The 22,952-nt window shown below is 69.6% G+C and carries 10 protein-coding genes; 5 read left to right on the top strand and 5 right to left on the bottom strand.

Annotated features, from left to right (window positions below):
* Window positions 1–70 precede the first annotated feature (70 nt).
* Entirely contained in the window at window positions 71–2,449 is a 2,379-nt protein-coding gene (locus tag K6V06_RS12655) for a heavy metal translocating P-type ATPase (RefSeq protein ID WP_222243888.1), read from the bottom strand.
* A gap of 214 nt (window positions 2,450–2,663) precedes the next feature.
* Here K6V06_RS12655 and K6V06_RS12650 point away from each other — a divergent pair, with 214 nt between their 5' ends.
* Both K6V06_RS12650 and K6V06_RS12645 read left to right on the top strand, forming a co-directional pair.
* On the top strand, window positions 2,664–3,065 hold the full coding sequence (locus K6V06_RS12650) for a hypothetical protein (protein WP_222243887.1): 402 nt from the start codon (window positions 2,664–2,666) through the stop codon (window positions 3,063–3,065).
* Window positions 3,066–3,123: 58 nt separating this feature from the next.
* Window positions 3,124–3,987: an oxaloacetate decarboxylase gene (locus K6V06_RS12645; protein ID WP_222243886.1), complete on the top strand. Its 864-nt coding sequence runs from the start codon at window positions 3,124–3,126 to the stop codon at window positions 3,985–3,987.
* Here K6V06_RS12645 and K6V06_RS12640 read toward each other — a convergent pair.
* Together K6V06_RS12640 and K6V06_RS12635 are read right to left on the bottom strand one after the other, a co-directional pair.
* Window positions 3,975–5,387 (bottom strand): heavy metal sensor histidine kinase, encoded by a 1,413-nt coding sequence (locus tag K6V06_RS12640; protein WP_255581825.1) that lies wholly within the window; start codon window positions 5,385–5,387, stop codon window positions 3,975–3,977. The genes K6V06_RS12645 and K6V06_RS12640 overlap by 13 nt on opposite strands.
* 113 nt (window positions 5,388–5,500) lie before the next feature.
* Entirely contained in the window at window positions 5,501–6,175 is a 675-nt protein-coding gene (locus K6V06_RS12635) for a heavy metal response regulator transcription factor (protein WP_222243884.1), read from the bottom strand.
* 223 nt (window positions 6,176–6,398) lie between these two features.
* Between K6V06_RS12635 and K6V06_RS12630 the strand changes: the two genes are divergently transcribed.
* From K6V06_RS12630 to K6V06_RS12620, 3 genes are all read left to right on the top strand, one after another.
* Window positions 6,399–6,860 (top strand): hypothetical protein, encoded by a 462-nt coding sequence (locus tag K6V06_RS12630; RefSeq protein WP_222243883.1) that lies wholly within the window; start codon window positions 6,399–6,401, stop codon window positions 6,858–6,860.
* A gap of 814 nt (window positions 6,861–7,674) precedes the next feature.
* Window positions 7,675–9,162, top strand: a complete 1,488-nt coding sequence (locus K6V06_RS12625) for a TolC family protein (RefSeq protein WP_222243881.1) — start codon at window positions 7,675–7,677, stop codon at window positions 9,160–9,162.
* A gap of 1 nt (window position 9,163) precedes the next feature.
* Window positions 9,164–10,546 (top strand): multicopper oxidase family protein, encoded by a 1,383-nt coding sequence (locus K6V06_RS12620; protein ID WP_222243879.1) that lies wholly within the window; start codon window positions 9,164–9,166, stop codon window positions 10,544–10,546.
* Here the strand turns inward: K6V06_RS12620 and K6V06_RS12615 are convergent.
* Both K6V06_RS12615 and K6V06_RS12610 read right to left on the bottom strand, forming a co-directional pair.
* Window positions 10,533–14,822 carry an OmpA family protein gene (locus tag K6V06_RS12615; protein WP_222243877.1) on the bottom strand — a complete coding sequence of 1,430 codons (4,290 nt, stop codon included), beginning with the start codon at window positions 14,820–14,822 and terminating at the stop codon, window positions 10,533–10,535. The two genes, K6V06_RS12620 and K6V06_RS12615, sit on opposite strands and share 14 nt — an antisense overlap.
* Entirely contained in the window at window positions 14,822–22,801 is a 7,980-nt protein-coding gene (locus tag K6V06_RS12610) for an SdrD B-like domain-containing protein (RefSeq protein ID WP_222243875.1), read from the bottom strand. The genes K6V06_RS12615 and K6V06_RS12610 overlap by 1 nt, the downstream gene beginning before the upstream one ends.
* Window positions 22,802–22,952: the final 151 nt, after the last annotated feature.

Genomic DNA, 22,952 nt, shown 5'->3' with positions numbered 1-22,952 from the left:
TGATGTTGCATGAAACGCCGGCTGTCAACCGTTGGTGTGACGCGAGAGTTCGCAGGTCCGGGCGCGACCGCTAGGCCCGGTCCATCCCGCGCAGCAGGCGCAGCCCGTTGAACACGACCAGCAGGCTGGCGCCCATGTCGGCGAACACCGCCATCCACATGGTGCCCATGCCCGCCACGGTCAGCGCCAGGAATACGGCCTTGATGCCCAGGGCCAGCGCGATATTCTGGGCAAGCACGCTGCCCGTGCGCCGCGAGAGCCGGACAAACGCCGGAATCTTGCGCAGATCGTCGTCCATCAGCGCGACATCGGCCGTCTCGATCGCCGTGTCCGTCCCCGCCGCCCCCATCGCGAAGCCGATGTCGGCCCGGGCCAGTGCCGGTGCGTCGTTGATGCCGTCGCCCACCATCGCGACCTTGCCGGGATGCGCGGCAGCGAGTTCGGCCACGGCAGTTGCCTTGTCTTCCGGCAACTGATTGCCGCGCGCCTCGTCGATGCCGACCTGCGCCGCGATGGCTTCCGCGGTGTGGGGGTTGTCGCCCGACAGCATGAGGGTGCGCACGCCGAGCGCGTGCAGCTCGGCGATTGCCTGCCGGCTGGTTTCGCGCACGGTGTCCTCGACCGTGAAGAGCGCGCGAACCACGGGCGGCTCGTCATGCGTTCCGCCTGCCAGCAGCACCACCGTCCGGCCCTGCCGCTCCAGCGCCTCTAGCCGCTGCTCCAGCGGCTCCGAGCAGAGGCCCATGTCGTGCACAAGCCGATGGTTGCCCAGCCACCAGGTGCCGGTGCCGACCCGGGCAGTGGTACCGCGTCCGTGGATCGCCTCGAACGCCTCGACCGGCTGCAGTGAGACGCCGTCGCGGCGGGCGGCTGCGGCGATGGCCGCGGAAACGGGATGGTCGGACCGCTCGGCAAGGCTGGCGGCAATGCTGCGCAGCTGCCCATGCTGCTCCTGCCCCTGATCCAGCACGGCGAATCCGGTCTGTTCCGGACGGCCTCGGGTGATAGTGCCGGTTTTGTCCAGCGCCAGCCAGCGTAGCGTCCTGCCCTGCTCCAGATAGATGCCCCCCTTGATGAGGATGCCGTGCCGGGCCGCGGCCGCCAGCGCGCTGACGATGGTGACCGGCGTGGAGATCACCAGCGCGCAGGGACAGGCGATCACGAGCAGCACGAGTGCCTTGTATGCCCAGTCCAGCCACGCGCCGCCCGTGAGCAGCGGCGGCAGCAGCGCGACCAGCACGGCAATGGCGAGCACCACCGGCGTATAGATCCGGGCGAAGCGATCGACGAAGCGCTGCGATGGGGCGCGGCTCGCCTGTGCGGACTGGACCGCCTCGATGATCCGCGCGAGGGTGGAACCGGAGGCGGGCGCCGTCACCCGGTATTCGAGCTCGCCGGTATGGTTGATGGAACCGGCGAAGAGCAGGTCGCCGGGCTGCTTGTCGACGGGCACGCTCTCGCCGGTGATCGGCGCCTGGTCCAGCGTGGACTGGCCGCGCAGTACCTCCCCGTCGAGGGCGACCCGCTCGCCAGGCCGCAGCCGGGCAATCGCACCGACGGTGACGCTCGCCGCCGCCTGCGGTTGCCAGCTGCCGTCGTCCTGCAGGATGGTCGCCTGCTCGGGCGCCATCGACATCAGCTCCCGGATCGCATGGCGAGCCCGATCCAGCGATGCCGCCTCGATGCGCTCCGCCAGCGCGAACAGCACCATTACCATCGCCGCCTCCGGCCAGTGGCCGATCAGCGCCGCGCCCGTGACGGCAATGCTCATCAGGGCGTTGATATTCAGGTTGCCGTTGCGCAGCGCGATCCAGCCCTTGCGGTAGGTACCCAGGCCGGCGATGGCGATCGCCATCAATGCCAGCCCAGCCGGCAACCATGGCGACAACACGCCCGACCACTCGCACACTTCCGCCGCCAGCGCGGCCGCACCGCCGGCTGCAAGCGGCCACCATGGCGCGCTCGGCTGGGGCAGCCAGTTCGTGCTGGCGGGATCGCCCTCAGCCGAATCGTCCAGCGGTTCGGCGCGCATGCCGACGGCGGCAATGGCGGCGACGAACCCGGCCGTGTCGTCCAGCGTGTGGTGGATCGTCAGCACGCGCTGCATCAGGTCGAACTGCAGTCCCGTCACGCCCGCCGCGCCTTGCAGCTTGCCGCGGATCAGCGCCTCCTCCGTCGGGCAGTCCATCGCGGCGATGCGAAAGCGGGCGCTGCGGCTGCCCGCGGGCGGCTCGGTGGCACGCGCGGGCTTCGCCGCAGATGCGGAGTCGGTGCTGCACCCGCTCGTGCCGTTGCAGCACCCTTGCGCCGGGCTGGGGGGAAGCGGTTCCGGTATCGGCGCCGACACACCGCCGCAGGCAGAGCCAGAGCAGCAAGCGTCGCTTGTGCGGGCGGTCCCGGGCGTGGCTGCGGTGGCGCCACGATGATCGTCAGGAAGTTGTCTTGCCATGAGAGGGGAGTCCGAACGTCTATCAATCCATGTTGGAATTGCACAGGTTGAAGTAGCTACAAGGTCAAGCCCCGCCTCTGTCGCCTTCGCTCGGACTACCCGCCGCGCCGGCCATCGCTATAATCGTGGCTCTGCCGCACCGGCCGTCCATCGGCCATTCCCGGTGTTTCCACCGCCCGCCGGCCCCCACCGAACGCCATCCGTCGTCCGACCCATGCAGCTTCCTTTCCCCATCCGCAAGGAATGCCCGCCCGGTGCCTGCGTGTGCGACCGTGACGCGCTGCTGGCCGACCCGCAGGCCGATATTCGCGTGCTGCGGTTGACGCGGGAGGAAGAGAAGCGCTTGATCGAGCGGCTGGAGAATACGGCCAGTCTTGCCGACTTGCGTCACATGCAGGAACGGATGCGCGCCCAGCTTGGCATCCGCGTCCGGATCGAGCCCGGTCCGAACGAAGTGCGGACCGTGCGGGGATTCGACATCGAGGTCGAGGATCAGCCCGGGCTTTGCCGGAAGACGAAGCAGGCCATTCCGGCGGCGATTCGACGATGCATGGACCGGCACCCTGAGATCGCCTATGCGATTCTCGATGAACAAGGGCTGCTGGGCGGGCTTTGAGCTCTCCCTCGCGATGCCGCGGTCTACAATGCCCGCATTTCCCTTTCTGCGACCTGCCATGACGGCCTCCCTGCGCGAACGACTGCGCGAAGCGCGCCCGCTGCTGGCCCCGGGCGTCTACGACGCCTTCACGGCCCTGCTCGCCACCCAGGCGGGCTTCGAGGCCGTCTACCTGTCGGGCGCCGCGGTCGCCTACACCCAGCTCGGCCGCTCCGACGTGGGCCTGACCACCGCTTCCGAAACGGTGGATACGGTCGCCCGCATCGCGGATCGGGTCGATACACCGATCATCGTCGATGCGGATACCGGTTACGGCAATGCGCTGAACGTGATCCGTACCGTGCGGGGCCTGGAACGGGCCGGCGCCTCCATGATCCAGCTCGAGGACCAGACCTTCCCCAAGCGCTGCGGCCATCTGCGTGACAAGACGCTGGTGTCTGCCAGGGAGATGTGCGGCAAGCTGAAGGCGGCGCTGGACGCCCGCGCGAGCGCGGACACGCTGATCCTCGCGCGTACCGACGCGGTGGCCGTCGAGGGGCTCGAGGCGGCGATGGAGCGCGCACAGGCGTACCTCGATTGCGGGGTGGATGCGCTCTTCATCGAGGCGCTGCGCAGCGAGGCCGAGATGACGCACGCCTGCGCACGCTTTGGCCGCCGGGTACCGCTGCTGGCCAATATGGTGGAAGGCGGGCAAACGCCGGTGCGCGATGCCGCCGCGCTGGGGGCGCTGGGCTTTCGCATCGTGATCTTCCCGGGCGGCGTGGTGCGCTTCATCGGCGCACAGGTCAAGCGCTACTACGACAGCCTGCACGAGCACGGCACCACGGCGCCGATGCGCGGCGACATGCTGGACTTCGATCAGCTCAACGGCGTGATCGGCACCCCCGGATTGCTGGAGCAGGGACGCCGCTACGAAGGCTGATCCTGCCGCTGGCGCCCGCGTGGTCCGCCGCTGCGGCTGCGGGACGGGAACCGCAGCTCCAGCACGGTCCGCCCCGCCGCGCTGCCGGCGCACGCGCTGCCGCCGTGCAGCCGCATGATGCTGTCCACGATCGCCAGTCCCAGCCCCGTCGAGGCAGCGGAATTGCTGCGGGCCGGATCGGCCCGGTAGAAGCGCCCGAACACATGCGGCAGCGCCTCGGCGGGAATGCCCGCGCCGCCGTTGGTGACCCGCAGCACGGCGTCCCCTGCGAGGGTCTCGGCCGACAGCGTGACGGTGCTGCCCTGCGGCGCATAACGCAGCGCATTGTCCAGCAGGTTGGTGACCGCGCGGCGCAGCAGGGTCTGATCGGCCCGCACCAGCGCCGCCCCCTCGACCCGGATGCCGACATCGCGCTCGGCCGCCACCGCATCGAAGTACTCCGCGACCTTGTCCAGCTCGGCCCGCGCATCGAGCGTACGCAGCTGCATCGCCACCTGCGCATGATCGGCGCGCGCGAGGAACAGCATGTTCTCGATCATCCGCGAGAGCCGCTCATACTCCTCCAGATTCGACTCGAGCAGCGCTTCGTATTCCTCCACGGTACGGGCGTGCGCCAGCGTCACCTGGGTCTGCCCGATCAGGTTGCTGATCGGCGTGCGGAAGTCGTGCGCCAGGTCCGCCGAGAACGACGACAGGCGCGAGAAGCTGTCCTGCAGCCGCGCCAGCATGTCGTTGAAGGCCCCGGCCAGGTCGCGCAGCTCGGTGGGCGCGCGGCCGGCATCGAGCCGGGTGGCGAGGCGGCTGGTGGTGATTGCCGAGGCCTCGCCCGCCATCCGCCGCAGGCTGCGCAGGCCGCGGCGGGCCAGCAGATAGCCGAGCGCGGCGGCAGCCAGCGCGCCGCTGAGCGTGGCCCACAGGATGTGCAGCTGGTAGTCCTTCATCAGCACCGAGCGATAACCGGCATCGCGCAGCACGACGATCTCGACCGCACGATCGGTCTCGCCCAGCCGCCCCAGCGCCGCGATGCCGGCGGACGGCACGCCATTGCGGGGATGCCATTGCTGAAGCAGCGACCGCTCCGGCGCGGTATCGACCGGCAGCACGCGCAGCGGCGGCACCTGTTCCTGGCGCGGATTCAGCGTGACGAGCGGCTCGCCCTCGCGGGAGCGCACCAGCAGGATCAGCCCTTCGTGCCCCATCGCGATATCGGTGAAGCGGTGCATGCCGGCGCGCACCTCGGCTTCGGACGACACCTCGGCCAGCAGATGGCGTACCAGCAGTACCTCGCTGACCAGTTCGTTCTCGTCGCGCTCCTCGAGCTGGGCAGCGAGCGCGCAGGCCAGATAGGTGCCCACCGCGACCAGCACGGCCGCGGCGACGCCGCCGAAGGCCAATGCCATCCGCGCCGTCAGCGATGCCGGCAGGAGCCGCTGGAACCAGCGCACGGCCCGGCCGGCCGCCTGCGTCGCGACGGGCCGCCCCGCCGCTGCCAGTGTGTCCTCCGCCGCGACGCTCATGGCGCCGCCTCGTCCAGCACGTAGCCCATGCCCCGGCGCGTGTGGATCAGCTTGTGCTCGAACGGGTCGTCGACCTTGGCGCGCAAGCGCCGGATCGACACGTCGACCACGTTGGTATTGCTGTCGAAGTTCATGTCCCAGACCTGCGAGGCGATCAGCGAGCGCGACAGCACCTCGCCGCGACGGCGCGCCAGCAGTTGCAGCAGCGAGAACTCCTTCGATGTCAGTTCCAGCTTCTGGCCCGCGCGCGTGGCCCGGCGGCGGACGGTATCGATCTGCAGGTCCGCCACCTCGATCACCTCGCTTTCGCGCATCGGTCCGCGCCGCAGGATGGTGCGGATGCGGGCAACCAGCTCGGCGAAGGCGAACGGCTTGGCCAGGTAGTCGTCCGCGCCCAGCTCCAGGCCCTTGAGGCGGTCCGCGAGCTCGTCGCGCGCGGTCAGGAACAGCACGGGCGTATCGGACTCGCGGCGCAGCTCACGCAACACCTGCCAGCCATCCAGGCCCGGCAGCATCACGTCCAGCACGATCAGGTCCCAGGACTGCGCGCGCGCGTGTGCCAGCCCGTCCGGGCCGTTGGTGGCCAGGTCCACCACGAAACCCGACTCGCTCAGGCCTTTCAACAGGTAGGCGCCCGCCTTGGGCTCGTCTTCGACGATCAGTATGCGCATGGCAACGTTGGGTTGGTGGGCGCGGCGTTGCATGCCGCGCGCCGTCACAGCCGATATTCTGCGGGTTTTCCGGCGGTTTCGACGCCTTTTGCGCGCGGTTGGCGCCAACATTGCAGAATTGTCATGCTGGCGTCAGCGCCGCGCAGCCTTTTCCCCGGTTACAATGCCGGCTTGCCGCACGCCGTTGCGCCGCCGGCACTGCCTTGCGACCGATTTCCCTTCAATGAACCGCACCTTCCGCCTGATCCTGCTGAGCTTGCTGATCCTGGCGCTGCCTGGCCAGGCAGCGGCCGGGGCCATGGCGGCGCTCGGCAAGGTATGCACGGTGGAAACGATGCCTGCCCCCCTCGCTCCCATGATGAGCCGGCACGCCGCCATCAAGAGCGAGGCGGAGGCCGCACTGGCGCATCAGGCCGGCAGCGCCTGCCATGACGCGCATGGCGGCAAGGCGGTGCCGTTGAAGGAGCAAGGCCCGACCCACGACGACGGTTCCGCGGCCACCCATCACCATGCAGCCGGCTCGGGCTGCGCGGCGTGCGATACGTGCGCCGTGAGCGCCGCCCTGTCGCCGGCGACGCCGCTGCCGCTGTCCCAGTTCCGACACATGCTGCCGCAAACCCCGCTCGGCACCCTCGCCGACACCATTCCCGACTCGCTGCTTCGCCCGCCCTCCGCGCGTTGCTGACAGCCGACGTGCGCCCAATGCGCGTCGATCTCTCCGGCAACGACAGGGCCATGACGCCGCCAACCGTGGCGTGACGACTCCCTGACGCCTGCCGCCTGTCCGCAATTCCCGCGGGCCGGTGCGCATCCATGCGCGCGGCCTGCCTTCACGAGTTCGCCATGCCACGCCAATCCACGCCCGCGCGCCGGCCAGTGCCGTCGTGCGCGCGTCTTTCCGCCGTCATCCTGATGGCGCTTCCGCTCACGTCGCCCGCAAGCGGGCAGACGGCCGATCCACTCGACCCCAACGCCAGCGTTCCGGCCGCCGCGATTCCGTCCCCGTTCGCGGGCTACCAGCCATTCACCCAGGCGCCCGTCGCGCGCTGGCGAGACAGCAATGCCGCGGTCGCGTCCTCCTCGTCGCCGGGTCACCCGCATCATCACGCCGAAGCGCCTGCTCCGGTACAGGCGCCACCCCCAGTTCCCGTGCACGACCACACTGGCAATCGACACGACCATCACGGACACGGGACACAGCAGGATGCGGCGCAGCAGCAGGGAACGGAGCAGCACGATTCGCATCGGCACGAAAGCCACCGGCCGCCGACGCAGCGGCCGCAAGCGAGCGGGCACGAGGGGCACCAAGGACACCAGGGCCAGCACGGGCATGCGGGGCACGGTGCCGGCGCCCACCAGGACCACGCTTCCCCGCCGCAGCCGGCCCCCCGTGAAGCGCAGCAGCAGGGGCGCCCAGGCGCGGGGCCGCTTCCGTCGCAGGACAGTGCAGGCGCGCACGAGCATCATCATCACCATCCTGCGCCGGGCGGGAGCCAGCCATGACGCGCACCCTGCAATGGATGTCGCCCTTGCTGGCCGCCCTGCTGCTCTCCGGCTGCGCGAGTTTCTCGGCGGATGGCGGCTTCGGCCCCACCGCCGACGCCGCGCGCGAGCGGCTGGGCAAGGATGCAGTCTGGGCCAGAAGCGAGCAAGACCGCGCCATGGTTGCGCAACGTGTGGATGAGCTGCTTGCCGTACCGCTGGACGCCGACGCCGCGGTGCAGGTCGCACTGCTGAACAGCCCCGCGCTTCAGGCCGACTTTGCCGCGCTCGGCATCGCCGAGGCGGACTACGTCCAGGCCACGCGGCTGCCGAACCCCGGGTTCACCTTCGCGCGCACGACCGCCGGCGAGGATCTGAAGATCGAACGCACCGTCTCGATCGGACTGATGCGCCTGATCACCCTGCCGCTGGCCGGCCCCATCGAAGCGCGCCGCTTCGCCCAGACGCGGCTGCTGGTGGCCGACCGCATGCTGCGTCACGCACTCGATACCCGCAAGGCGTGGATCGCCGCCGTCGCGGCGCAGCAGTCGGCCCGCTACGCCGAACAGGTCCGCGACGCCGCGCAGACCGGCGCGCTGTTCTCGCGCGAGCTGGCCCGCGCCGGCAACCTGAGCGCACTGGACCATGCGCGCGAGCAGGCGTTCTACGCCGACGCGGCGGCCACGGCCGCACGCGCCCGTGAGCAGGCCATCGCCGCGCGCGAGCGGCTGACCCGGCTGATGGGACTGTGGGGCGCCGCTGCCCAGTACCAGCTGCCCGAGCGGTTGCCGGACCTGCCGGCACAGCGGCCGCAGTTCGAACAGCTGGAACCGCACGCCATCGCGGGCCGTCTGGACCTGCAGGCCGGGCGCCTGCGCCTGGACGGCACGGCACGGTCGCTGGGGCTGACCCGGGCGACACGCTTTGTCAGCGTGCTGGAACTGGGCTACGAGCACACCTCCGAGACCGGGCAGCCACGCGAGACCGGCTACGAGATCGGGCTGGAAATTCCGCTGTTCGACTGGGGCGGCGCCCGGGTCGCGCGGGCCGAGGCAATCTACATGCAGGCTGCCAGTGCGCTGGCCGATCAGGCCATCGCCGCGCGCTCGTCCGTGCGCGAGCGCTATGCCAGCATCCAGATCCGTCACGACGTGGCCCGCCACTATCGCGACGAGGTGGTGCCGCTGCGCAAGCGCATCCTCGACGAAACCCTGCTGCGCTACAACGGCATGCTGGCCAGCGTGTTCGAGCTGCTGGTGGAAGCGCGTGGCCAGATCGGCGCGGTCAACGGCTATCTGGATGCGCTGCGCGACTACTGGCAGGCGCAGGCCGACCTGCAGGCGGCCCTGGGCGGCGCGCTTCCCGCGCAACAGGCGGCCCCGCCACAGCCGTCGCTCCCCGCATCCGGGCCCGCTGACGTTCCGGCCAATGCCACGACGACGGCTCCGGCCGATGCTCCCGCTGCTGCTCCCGCTGCTGCTCCCCACTCGCACCAAGGACACTGACATGGTTTCCCGCAGACATTTCCTGCAAGGCGCCGGCGCGGCCATGCTCGGCTCGGCGCTGGTCTCGCGCGCGGGCGCCGCGCAACTGCCGGAGGCGCCGCAGCAGATCGGTGCCGCCACCATGGCGCCGCGCGCGCCGACCTCCGGCCGCCCCTATCACCCGGTCGTCACGCTGAACGGCTGGAGCCTGCCATGGCGCATGCGCGATGGCTGGAAGGAATTTCATCTGGTCGCGGAACCGGTGGAACGCGAGCTTGCCCCCGGCATGACCGCGCATCTGTGGGGCTACAACGGACAGAGCCCAGGCCCGACCATCGAATGCGTGGAGGGGGACAAGGTGCGCATCTTCGTCACCAACCGGCTGCCCGAACACACGACCGTCCACTGGCACGGCGTCATCCTGCCCAACGGCATGGATGGTGTCGGCGGCCTGACGCAGCCGCATATCCCGCCCGGCAAGACCTTCGTCTACGAATTCGAGATGCGCCACGCCGGCACCTTCATGTATCACCCGCATGCGGACGAGATGGTGCAGATGGCAATGGGGATGATGGGCTTCCTGGTCGTGCATCCGCGCAATGCCAATACCAGGCGAGTGGACCGCGACTTCGTCTTCCTGATGTCCGCCTACGACATCGACCCGGGCTCGTACACGCCGCGGGTGGCGGAAATGACGGACTTCAACCTGTGGACCTGGAACAGCCGCGTGTTCCCCGGCATCGACAGCCTGCCGGTCCGGCTGGGCGACCGCGTCCGCATCCGCTTCGGCAACCTGACCATGACCAACCACCCGATCCATCTGCACGGGCACCGCTTCGAGGTGACCGGCACCGATGGCGGCTGGGTACCGCCATCGGCGCGCTGGCCCGAGGTCACCACCGATGTCGCGGTGGGGCAGATGCGGGTGATCGAGTTCCTCGCGGACAACCCCGGCGACTGGGCCTTCCACTGCCACAAGACGCACCACACCATGAACGCGATGGGTCACGACGTGCCGACCATGATCGGCGTGCCGCAGCGCGACCTGGCCAGGCGCATGAACGCGCTGATTCCAGACTACATGGCGATGGGCGAGGCGGGCATGGCCGACATGGGCTCGATGCGGATGCCGCTGCCCGAGAACACCCTGCCGATGATGTCGGGGCAGGGGCCGTTCGGGCCAATCGAGATGGGCGGCATGTTCACCACGGTCAAGGTGCGGCCGGGCCTTGCCCGCGACGACTACCGCGATCCGGGCTGGTACCGGCATCCGGCCGGCACCGTGGCGTTCGCGTACACCGGTGACGATGCGCCGGACCGCGGCGAACCTGCGGCGGACAAGGGTCCGTCCGGCACCCCTGCCCACCGGCACGGCGGCCACGGCGACGCCGCTACCATGCGCTGACGACGTTCAGGAACCAGCCGCGGTGGCGGTACGACATATCGGTCAGATCGTCCGAGTAGTCGGTGAAGTTGAACCCCACGCCGACCTTGGTGTTCTTGCCGATATGGCGGTAGACCGCGGCCAGCATGCCCGCGCGCGCGTCCTGCGCCTCGCGTGCCCACAGCCGGCGGAACTCCAGCACCGCGTCCCACTGGTGCACCACGTGCCAGTCGGTACGCAGCACCACCAATTGCGCGGTGCTGGAGAACCACTCGCCTTCCGCCTTGGTCGGCTTCAGACTGCCCCAGCGCAGGCCATATTTGGCGCCAAGGGACAACACCGGCATCACGTCCCAGATTGCATCGACCGAGACCACCTGGCTCTTCTGCGAGTAGTCGGCCACGGACGGGTTGAAGGTGCCGCTGCCCGGCGTGTACTGCCCCGGCGAGGGCATGTTGTAGAAGTACGTGTACTTGAAGAGCGCGTTCCAGCGGTTGTTGTCCACCGGACGATAGGCGGCCCCCAGCACCAGCTCGGTAAAGTCGCCATCGAAGAACACGCCACGGCTGGACGAGCTTGCCGCCAGGTTGAACTTGCCGAGCAGTCGCCATGCCTGCGTGGCCTGGTAGCCCATGGTATTGCGGAACAGCCAGCTGTCGCGATCGCCCGACAGATTGCTCTGCTCGCGGCGGAATTCCAGCATCGAGGTGGCCTTGAGCCGGTCGTCCTTGTACGCTACCGACGCCCCCGTGGTCCAGCGCTTGATGTCGCCCGCATAGAGGTCCGACACACGCCCCGCTTCCGCCCGCAGGCCGTAGGTCCAGCGGTCGGTCGGCGCGTATTCGACGCCGAAGGCCTGCGTCAGGCTCTGCGGACCGCTGCCGTAGGCGTAGCGCGATTCCGTGAACAGCGACACCGTGTCGGACATCCGGGTACGTCCACCACCGGTCAGCGAGCCGAAGCGGCCGCGATAGCCAAGGTCGGGCTGCTCGGTCTCCATCGCATATTGCAGATAGAGATTGCTGCGATCGTTGACGCGCCAGTCGCCCGAGAGCTTGCCGCCGAAGCCGCCGTCGCCTTGCGACGCCTCGGCTCCAACGCGGAAGCGGTCCGTGACCTGCCATGTCCCGCCCATGCCGGCGCGGTCGTTGTCGCTGCGCGAACCGGTGCGCTGCGCGGTCTGCTGCACGTAGCCGTACGCGTCCCAGGGCGGCGTCGCTGCGGCGGCAGCGCCGCCATCGGCGCCAGGCGGCGGTGCCACCGGTTCCGCCTCGGGCTTGTAGTCGACCCGCGCCACCACATCGGTGCGCCGGCCCTGCTGCGCGAGGTAGCTGCTCTGCACCAGCGGCGAGGCGGTGCCGCGTTCGTCCGAACGCGCGCCGATGCTGGCGGCCCACTGTTCGTCGATCTGATGCCGCACGCTCGCTTCGGCCGAGGAGGTGTCCTGGCTGTAGGCCTCGCGCTTGTCGGCACGGGCGATCACCCGGGTGTCCTCGCCCACCGGCAGGTCCACCCGCGCGCCCTGCTGACGCACCGCCTCGCCGCCGAAGCCGATCTGGCCCGGTCCCGAGAAGCCCTGTCCACGGTTCTGCCAGTAGCCACTGACGCGGCCCTTGCCGTCCTCGACCAGATCGCCGATATCGATCGCGCCCTCCACCCGCTGCGCATCCGCCGGCTGGCCGTTCGACGCGTAGCCCGCGAAGGCGAAGCCGCCGTCCAGCGACGACTGCGTGCCCGCGCCGGTGCCGGTCGAGCGCGCATTCTCGATCTTCAGGTAGGTACCCGGGCGATAGCGCAGCGTGGCATCCACGCCGAACAGGCTCTGCCGCCCCTGTCCGCCGCCCTGCCGGTAACCCGACACGCCGATCTGAAGATAGTCGTTGAACCAGTGCGAGCCACGCAGACCGTAGGCAAGCCCGTCGATCTCCGTCATGCCCGGCACATACTCGTAGGTGGCCACCAGGTAGACCGGGTTGCCTGGCAGCGCGCCGGTACGCACCAGCATGCCGGAGCCGTCCGCCACCGAAGACAGCGGCGCGCGCAGCGTCACGCGGCCCTGCAGATAGTTGATGTCGTAGTCCCCACCGGGCTGCAGCGGCGTGCGCTCCAGCACCAGCCCGGAGTCGCGGTCCCGTACTTCGATCCACAGCCGTTCCGAGCCGACCGTCACGTCCTGCCGGCGCAGATAGAACAGCGAGCCGCCGGTGCCGCGGAACTCTTCGCGCGACTGCAGCGTGCCGGGCTCCGCCGCGAACACATTGGCGCTGGAGCGGCGCTCGCCCACCGACGTGCTGTCCTCCGAGCGCCACAGCAGGTTCGCGCCATACAGGCCACGCGAGTACTGGGTCAGCTCGGTGCCGGTCCAGGTGGTCTGGAAATTCCCCCACATTACGTGCGAGTCGCCCCGTTCCAGCTTCACGAAGAACTTGCCGCGCGTCGGGGCGTCGTCAACGATGGTCGAATCGTCGCCGTAGACGGGGTAGTACTGGTCCGGGTCGATGCGCCGCAGCAGGTAGCGCGGGTCCTTGCTGGCGAAGTTGGAGAACAGGTCGGAGAACGGCTGTTCCCGGGTATCGGCCGAGGCGGTCAGCAGATACTCGCCCTTGATCTTTCCCTTCAGGTAGAACGCGCCCCGGCCCTGCACCGAGGTTCGCTTGTCGTAGGTATCGTCCGCGTCCACCGCGACGATGCTGGCCGGTCCGGACGTCGAGTTGCGGCTGACCGTCAGGTCTCCGAGCGCGACATAGAACCAGTCCTGGTCCGCCACCACCAGGTTGCGCACGAAGGTCGTGCCGGCGCCGGCCGGATCGGCGACCGTCACCCGCACCTGCTGCGATCCGGCCGCAACGATCTGCCGCGTCACGAACGCGCCGTTGCGGTCCACCGGCACCTGTTCACCCAGCGCCTCGACCCGATAGCCGGCCGGTACGGACTTGCCATTGACCGTGACGGTGCCGCCCGAGACCGGGATATTGCGCACCAGCCGGCTGTTTTCGCCGTAGCCCGCCAGGCGCTCGCGCTCGGCGCTATCGGCGTCGGCAAACCCGCGCACCCGCGCCAGCAGGCGCAGCGGCTTGGCGGCGGTCTCGTCGAACCGTCCGCGTTCGTCGTAGACCCGCAGCACGAAGCGCATGTCCTCCGGCGCATCGGCGGGCGGCTGCCACGCCGTATCGTCCGGATTCGTCACCGGCACCACGGCGTAGGGCGACTCGTCGAGCGATTGCTGCGTGCCGAAGACGCGAATCTCGGCGCGCCGGATCCATGCCTTGTAGTTGGTCCAGGTGCGGAAGTGCACGGCATCGCCGCGCGCGAGATTCTCAGGCGACACCCAGGTATTCAGCGCAGGCGTGACCTGCATCGGATCGTAGCGGATCTGGATGTCGGTCGCCGCGAGGGCGACGTCCACGCAACGCTGCGCGTCGGCCTCGCTGGCAGGCGCACCGTCGATCGGTTGTCCGTCGACGGTCACGCGAAACGGCGGCAGCGTGCCCCGCCCTTTCCCGGCATCGTCCGGACGGCAGCTCGCGTCGGCGTTCTCCGGCACGGCCGCCGCCCTGGTCACCGTGGCCGAGATTTCGACGACGACCCGGCGGTTGGCCGCCCGCCCGGCCTCGCTGCCGTTATCGGCGACCGGTTCGGCGTCGCCTCGGCCCGACACGGCGAGCCGATCCACCGGAATCGCCAGCGACTGCGACAGATAGCGAACGACCGCCAGGGCCCGGGCCTCCGACAGCCCCTGGTTGTCGCTGAAACGGGCGGCGGTGCGGCGCGACAGCCGCTGATTGTCGGTATGGCCGGTCACCCGCAGGGCGATGCCGTCCCGTCCCTTGTATGCCGCCACGATGGCGTCGAGCGAGCGCATCGCGGCCGGCGTCAGCTCGGCTTCGCCGGACTCGAACAGCGCCCCGCCGGCATCGGACACCTGCTCGCGCAGCAGCGTCTCGCCCTGCGGCGGCTGCGCCCCGGCGGCGCGGATCCGCACGACTTCCGAAGGGGTGAAGCCCTGGAATGCGCCCCCGGAGGCCGCGAGCGGCAACAGCCGTTCGGCCGATGCGGGCGTGCCGCGCTCGAACATCCGGCTATCGTCATCCCGGCGGCCGGTTTCGCTCAGGCCGCGCGCAAGCGGCGCGGAGGGCGGCAATGTGCGCGCGGACAGCACCGCGCCGCCGGCCGCGGCGCCGGACTGGGGCGCCGTTGCCTGTGCTCCCGCGGCGCCCTGCGCCCACAGATTGCCTTGCGTACCCGCGAACAGGGCCCCGACCAGCACGGCCGTGCGACGTCGACGAATTGTTTTCATTATCGGACCTCGACGTACTCGGTTTCGATTTGCAGGGGGTAGCGGTTGGAGGACTCCGCCCACAGTCGCCGCAAGGCATCGGTCAGGTAGGACAATCGTCTGTCCGCCCATCCCGTTTCCCCGGATTTGCCGCGGTACGACAGGTGGACCACCGAGACGCCGGCGTCGAGCACCGGCAGCAGCCGCGCGAGTTCGCGCTGCCATTCGGGCCGCAGTTCCGACCCCTGCTCGACGAACGCCTGGGCATCGACTTCCACGCGCACCACGCGATGGATCGCCGCGCCGAAATCGAGCTTGACCATCTTTCCTCGCGTGGCCCGCACCACGCGCGGGTTCTCGGTCGTCACGCGATAGCCCGAGGGCAGCGTCCGCTCATCGAGCTTCATCACGAAGTTGGAGCCGCGGTCCGCCTGCGGGATGTCCGCGCACGGCACGTGGAAGCGTCCCTGCGCATCGCTGGTCACCAGCAGGCCGCGCACCGTGACCACGCGCGCATTGGGCAGCCCCGGCTCGCCGTCGTCCTGGTAGCCATTGGCATTGCGGTCGTCGAACACCTTGCCGATGATGTCGGTGCAGTCGAACACCGAGTCCGGCACGATGCGCACGGTCGCCGAGCCGGTGTTGGAGGCCTGCAGGTTGGCCACCGCGTTCAGCGCATAGGCCTGGTTGGTGTATTCGCCCTCGCTCACGCCGGTGCCGATCACCAGCACCAGCCGGTACGTCTTGGTTTCGCCCGCGGCGAAGGTCTGGACCGGCCAGGTCATCTCGCGGCCGTTGGCGCGCGGCTCCGATCCCGTCCCGTTGATCGAGCCGGAGCCCTGGCGGTACTTGAAGCCGGGGGGCAGCACATCGCGCACCGCGATGCCCGTCAACGGCGCGTTCAGCGTGTTGGTCACTGTGATGGTGTACGGCACCAGCGAGCCGCGCATGACGTTGAGCATCGGCGTGGTCTTGACCACGCGCAGCGCGCCGCCGAGCACCGGATCGAGCGGGATATGGTTATGCGCGATCTGCGCCGGCACCGCGCCGAAGGCGAAGGCGCTGTACCACAGCACGCTGTCGTTGCCGCGCGGCACGCCGGGCGCCGGCACCACGTGCAGCAGCCCGCCGCCACTGGCCGGCAGCACGCCGGCAGCCGGGGGCAACATGCCCGAAGGCGGCGGCAGGTAGGCCGCGGGCTGCACCACCCGCAGGCTGTAGGTACCGGCCGGTGCCTGCGAGGTCAGCAGGAACTGGTAGAAGCCGTCCTCGCCAGTGGTCTGCTCGACGTTCGGCGCACCGCCCACGACCCACTCGGGGCGCACGGGCGAGCCGTCCGGGCCGAGCAGCGTCACCACGGCGCCGCGCACCGGGTTGCGGCTGACCGAGTCGTAGACCACGCCGGTCGGATCCACCGGCAGGTTCTCCTCGACCACCGTCGCGCCGGAGCCGACCGTGATGTCGTAGATGGCGGCGACATCGCGCCGTCCGCCCGTGCCGCAGCGCGGGTCGCCGTTCTGCGGCGGGCACACCAGGCCATTGGACGCATTCGGTACCGGATAGCCGTACAGCGCACCGCCGGGGTTGTAGAAGCGCAGCTCGTAACCCTCGCCCGCCGGCACGTTGTCGATCGTGTAACGGCCGGCGGCGTCGGTAAAGGCAGGCGCGACCGAGTCCACCGGCACGCCAGCCTTGTACAGGACCGCGCGCCAGCCGCCCAGCGGCGGCTCGTCGCCGTCGCGCACCTCGCGCGATCCGCCCGGGTTGTTCAGCCACACCTGGCCGGTGATCTTGCCCTTGTCGCCTGCCAGCTCGCCGAAGTCATAGCCGGTGGCGGGCACGCCGGCGTTCAGCACGATGCCGGAGATCATGTCGTTGCCCGCGGTGCCCCCTGCGCTGCCAACCGTCTCCAGACCATCCTTGTAAATGGCCAGAGCCGGGCCGGGCTGCTCGGCAAGGGTGTAGGTACCCGCCGGCAAGTCGTTGAAGCGGTAGCGGCCTTCCCCGTCGGTCACCGCGGTCCGGTTCACCGGACCGGAGAGCGCGACGGTGACACCGGCAATGCCCGGCTCGCCACTGTCGCGGCGCCCGTTTGCATTGACATCGACATAGACGGAACCGGCCAGGCCGCCGGCCCGCTCCGGGAAGTCGTAGCCGGTCGCCGACACGCCGCTGCCCAGGCGGATTGCGGCAATCTGGTTGGTACCCGCCGTACCGCCGTGGCTGCCCACCACGCTGCCGCCGTCGATATAGCTGGCGGGCTGCGTCTGGGTCAGCGTATAGCCAGCGGCATCGCTGGGCCGCAGCCCGTCGAAGCGATAGCTGCCGTCCGCGGCGGTTTCCGTGCTGCGGCTGACCGGTTGACCGAGGTCGTCGGTACCGGCGAGCGTGACCGCGATGCCGGCGATCGGGCCTTCGCCCTCGTCCTGCACCCGGTTGCCGTTGTCATCGAACCAGCTCTTGCCGGCGATGCTGGCACCGCCGATTTCACCGAAGTTGAAGTCGGTGCCAACCTGCAGCGGATCGAACACGATATTGCCGATCCGGCTGACGTCCTTGACCTGGTTCGGCACCGTGGTCCAGCAGGCGCCGCACGCCGCGCCGCCAAGCCGGCCAGCGGTGGTACGGCCGTCCAGATAGGAGGCCGGCTGCGCTTCCTCCAGTTGGTAGCCTGCCGAGCCGGAACGCGCCAGCCCAGCGAACAGATAGTTGCCGTCGGCATCGGTGGTGGCCGTGCGGGCCACGGCCACGCCAGTCGCATCGGTGCCGCTCAGGCGGATCTGCACGCCGGCGATGCCGCCCTCGCCGCTGTCGCGCACGCCGTTGTTGTTCAGGTCGATGAAGACCGAGCCGCCCAGCCTGCCCAGCCGCTCGCCGAACGTGTAGTTGCTGCCGGCCTGCCCCGGAGTCAGCGTGATATTGCCGATCGTATTGGCGGCCGGCGTGTCGTCGAAGGTGTTGTTGTCGACCGTTCCGGGCGGGGTTCCCGCGCCCTCCTTGCCGTCGCCGTACTGCGGCGGATGGGTCTCCACCAGGTTGTAGGTGCCGGCTGGCAAGCCCTCGAAGCGGAAATTGCCGTCCGCGCCGGTGGTCCTGGTGCAGCTGACCATGGTGCAGACGTCCACCCCGGTCGAGGTATTGCCGCTCAGCCGCACGGTGACGCCCGCCACGCCTTGCTCGCCGCCATCCCTGACGCCGTCGTTGTCATCGTCCAGGTGGACCGAGCCGGACAGGCTCGCCGCGATCTCGCCGAAGTCGTAGCCGGCGCCGAGCTGGTTCTGGCGGATGACCACGCCATTGATGACGTCATTGCCGGCATTGCCCACGGCCACTCCGGCAACGCGGCCGGCACGGTCGGTGCCATCGCCGTAGGCGGCCAGCAGCGGCGAGGGATTGCCGGCGGCATCGCGCTCGCGCACCGCATAGCCGCTGCCGTCGCTGGCGGGAAGATTGCCGAAGGTGTAGTTGCCGTTGGCGTCGGTGACGGTCGCGCAGGGATACACCGAGCAGACCGCCACGCCGGCCGCCGTGTTGCCGGCGAGCGAAACGGCGATGCCGCCGATGCCCGGCTCGCCGGCGTCGCGCTGGCCGTTGTTGTTCAGGTCGACGTAGACCGACCCGGTCAGCTGCGTATCGCCCTGGTGGCCGAAGTTGTAGTTCACCGCATGGCTCTCGGACACCAGCCCGATGCCGCTGATGACCTGGGTTGTCGCATTGGTGCTGCCGGTGCCCGCCGTCGCGGCACCCGTGCCGACCTGCGTGCCGGTCGCGCCAATTTCGGCGGGCCGCGTTTCGGTCACGGTATAGGTGCCCGGGCGCAGGTCGGTGAAGCTGTAGCCACCGGTCGCGTTGGTGGTCGCCGTCAGGTTGACCGCGGCACCCAGGTCGTCGGTCCCGCTCAGTGCGACGCGCACGTTGGGCAGGCCGAAGGTCTCGCCAGGCTGGCGAATCGCGTCGCCATTGCTGTCGATATAGGCGGCGCCGTCGATCCTGGCTGCGCGGACTTCGCCGAAGTTGACGTTGGACACGCTGCCGTTCAGCGTCAGGCCGATCGCCTGCACGACATTGCCTGCGGGGCCACCGCTGACCGTGCCGCCGCTGGAGCCGTTGCTGCCGGCGCCAGCGGTCGTGCGGCCAGGCAGATAGGCGGCCGGCTGCGTCTGCGTGACCGTGTAGGTGCCGGGGCGCAGGCCAGTGAACGCGTACGCGCCGTTCGCATCGGTGACCGTGGTCTGGCTGACCGGCGCCCCGAGGTTGTCGGTGCCCGCAAGCGTCAGCGTCACGCCGGCGATGCCGGTCTCGCCGCCGTCCAGCACGCCGTCCGCGTCGCGGTCGTAGTAGACCCGGCCGCTGATACCGCCGGCCTGGATTTCGCCGAACAGGTAGCCGGTCGCGGCGGTGCCGCCCGCCAGTGCGATGCCGTCGATGACATCGTTGCTGGCGGCGCTGCCGCCCGCGCTGCCCGGCGTTTCGCGGCCGTCTGCATAGGCGGGGTTGTTGACCGGACCCTCGGCCACGCGGTACGTGCCCTCCGGCAGCCGCTCGAAGCGCCAGTTGCCGCTGGCATCGGTCGTGGTGGTGGCATTGACTGCGGAGCCGTCGAACGCCGTGCCCGTCAGCGTCATGCCGATGCCCGCCAGTCCGATTTCACCGGCCTCGCGCACGCCATTGTCGTTGGCATCGACGTAGACACTGCCCGCGATCGACGACGAGCGGACCGTCACGGTGCCGCTGCTGGTGTCGTTGGACGGGTCCTCGTCCTTGGAATCGGTCGTGACCCTCGCACTGTTGCTGAAGACTTGCGGCGCGGCGGTGGTCACGGCGGTCACCTTGACCGGAATGGCGACCGAAATCGTCGCATTGGCCGAAACCGTGCCGAAGGAGCACTGCACGCTGTTGCCGCCGGCCGCGCCGGTACAGCTGAGCCCGCCCGCGCTGCCGGTGACCACCGTGGCGACCGGCACCCCGGCCAGCACCATATTGGCCGGCAGCGTGTCGGACAGCCGCACGTTGTCGCCTTCGGTGGGGCCGTTGTTGTGCACCTGTACCGTCCAGGTGAACTCGCGCAGCAGGTCGGCCGTCGGCACGCTGGCCGTCTTCGAGACGACCAGCAGATCGGCCTTGGTCCGCACCGAGGTGGTCTCGATGGTCGAGTTGTTGCCTGCGTTGACGTCCGCGCCGGCCGCGATCTCGCTCGAGTTGAGCGCGACGGAGTTGGTGGCGGTGCCCTTGCTTTCGCCCTGCATCCGCACCAGCAGCGTCTGCGAGGTACCGGCCGGCATCATGCCGAGCGAACAGTCGATATCGCCCCCGATGCTGTTGATGGCCGGCGTCGTGCAAGTGGCGCCAGACGGGGCCGTCATGCCGAGGAAGCGCAGCCGGGTGGGCGGCAGGGTGTCCTTGACCTGCACGTTTTCCGCGTGCGACGGCCCGTTGTTGGTGACAACGACGGAATAGACCACCTCATCGCCGATCGCCACCGGATCGACGCTGTCGCTCTTGTTGACCAGCAGGTCGATTGCCGGATTGGAGACGTTGGCGAGCACGAAGGCGCTGTTGTTGGTCGTGTCGGTCTCGATGGTCGCCGTGGTCGCCGCCACGTCGTTGCGCACGCTGGTGTTGCGCAGCGCGGTGCCAGGCCGCACCACGATCGTGGCGCTCTGCTGGCCCGCATTGCCGACTTCAGGCCAGGTACAGGTCACGGTTCGCGATCCGGCCGTCGTCACCTGGCCCGGGCTGAGGGTGGACGAACAGTTGCCGCCGCCGGCGGCCGTCGCGCTGACGAAATAGACGCCCAGCGGCAGCGTGTCGACCGCCTGCACGTTGGCGGCCGCGCTAGGACCCGCGTTGCGCGCCGTCAGCACGTAGGTCAGGTTCTGGCCCGCCGGCACGGTGGGCGGCGTCGCGCTCTTCTCCATCGTGATGTCGGCGCGGGCATCGACGTTCGTGGTGACCGAGCCAGTGTTGTTGTCGTAGTCGGGGTCGGCAACCTCGTCCGACAATGCGGTCGCGCTATTGGTGCGGTTGCCCCCGTTGCCGCCAGGCCGTACGCGCACCGTCACCACCGGGCAGTCGGTGCCGGCAGTACAGACGGGAATCCGGGTGAACGTACAGCTGAGATTGCGCACGCCGGTGCCACCGGCGCTGTCGGTACAAGCGCCGCCGCTGGCCGCACCGCTGTTGACCGTCGCATCGATGAAGCCGGCACCGGTAGCGCCCTTGCCATTGTTGATCAGCACGCCCAGCGCATCGCGCAGGGTGACGTTGGTGGACGCCGACGGGCCGGCGTTGACGACCTCGATCGAATAGGTGAGCACCTCGCCGGCGGGCACCGTGCCCGGGTTGGCCGTCTTGATGACGCGCAGGTCGGCCGAATCGGCCGACGGCTGCGAGGACACGCCGTGCGACGCGCAGTCGTTGTCGCCATTGGTGTCGCTCGCGGGCGTGCCGCTGGCAGACGCCACGGCCGACACGCACATGGTGTTCGAGAAGTTGCCGTCGGCCAGGGCCTGGGCTCGATACGTCAGCAGCGGAGCCTGCGCGCCCGACGCAAGCGGCGCTGCGCTGGTGTATTCGCGCGTGCAGGTCATGGTCCGGGCGCTGGCCGTGGTGTCGAACGGGGCCGCCGGCAGGCAGCTCCAGCCGTTCGGCACGGTGACCTGCGTGACGCGGATGCCGACCGGCAGCGTATCCACCATGCGCGCGGTACCCACCAGCTGGCTCGGGCCAAGGTTGCGCAGCCGGATCGACCAGTCCCAGGTGGATCCGGTCGTCACCAGCGCCGGGTTGGGGCCGGATTTGGACGCCTGCAGATCCGCCGACGGATCGGTCACCGTAAAGGACACCTGTCCGGTGTTGTTGGACGGATCCGGGTCCGGCGTGGATGCGTTGATGGTCGCGGTATTGGTAACCAGCACGGCCGAGGACGCCGCGCGCACCGGGATGACGATGTCGCCAATATCGATGTTGGCACCCGGAGCACTGCCGCCGGCGGCGCGAGTGCAGTTCACCGCCTGACCGGCGATCGTGCAGCTCCAGCCGTTCGAGACAAAGGGGGCGCTGCTCTGCGGCACGATCTGCGCCGGCAGCGTATCGCTGACGGTCAGGTTCTGCGGCGCGTCGCCGGTGTACGAGGTGGCCAGCCGGTAGGTGAAGTCGGTACCGACGATGACCGGGGTGGAGACGCTGGCGGTCTTGACGAGCCTGGTATCGCTGCCCACCGCCACGCTCGTGGTGGCCGTCGCCGAGTTGTTTTCGCTGATCGGGTCCTGCGGCGCCGACGGCGACACCACCGACACCGCGGCTGCGGTGGTCAGGCTGGAACCGGAACCGGCCGACACCACGCCATCGATCTCGCCGAGGCTGCGCTGGCCGCCGTTGGCGATGCTGCCGGTCAGGTCGCAACGCACCGACATGCCTGTCTGGGTACAACCGGCAGGAATCGAGGTGGCGATGTATCCCGGCGGTAGCGTGGCGACAGCACGCACATCGGTGGCCGCGTCGGGGCCGGCGTTGGTCACCGTGATGGCGTATCGGAGCCTGCCGCCGGACTGGACCGACGCCGCGGAGGACGTCAGCGCGATGCCGAGATTGGCCCCGCGGGTCACCGTGGTGGTCTGGTTGGCGGCGTTGTTCGCACCGTCCGGATCCGCTTCGCTGGCGGATACCGAGCCGGCGTTGACGATGGTTCCGCTGACGACGGTGCGCACACGCACCGCCACGGACGCCTGCGCCAGACCGGCGATCGAACCGAGCTGGCAACTGAAGCTGCCGCCTGACGGCGCCGAACAGCTTCCCTGCGTCGGCACTGCCTCGATGAAGTCCACGCCGGCTGGCAGCGTATCGGTCAGGACGACATTGGTGGCCGTTTCTCCCGGGGAATTGTTGTCGACCCGCAGCGTATAGGTGACGACGCCACCCGCCGGCAACGGATCCGGCGAATCGGTGTGGTTGAGCACCAGATCGGCACCCAGCACCGCCGGCGATGCCAGCGCCAGCATTCCCGCGACGAAATGGCTGCGCGCGGCTCCCCCCGCCTTGCGCAGGCGCGCAAGGACACACCGGGCCGCAAAAGCGGCCCGAAACGACCCGTACATGGATTTCCCCGTTTCCCGGCGGGGCCGCTTCGGTGGCCCCGCCGACTTTTATCTG

It is taken from the genome of Cupriavidus sp. AU9028 (genome assembly GCF_019795295.1).
In the GTDB taxonomy this organism is placed as follows: domain Bacteria; phylum Pseudomonadota; class Gammaproteobacteria; order Burkholderiales; family Burkholderiaceae; genus Cupriavidus.
The sequence above is the reverse complement of the archived record's forward strand: the minus strand, read 5'-3'. Positions and strand labels throughout refer to the sequence as shown.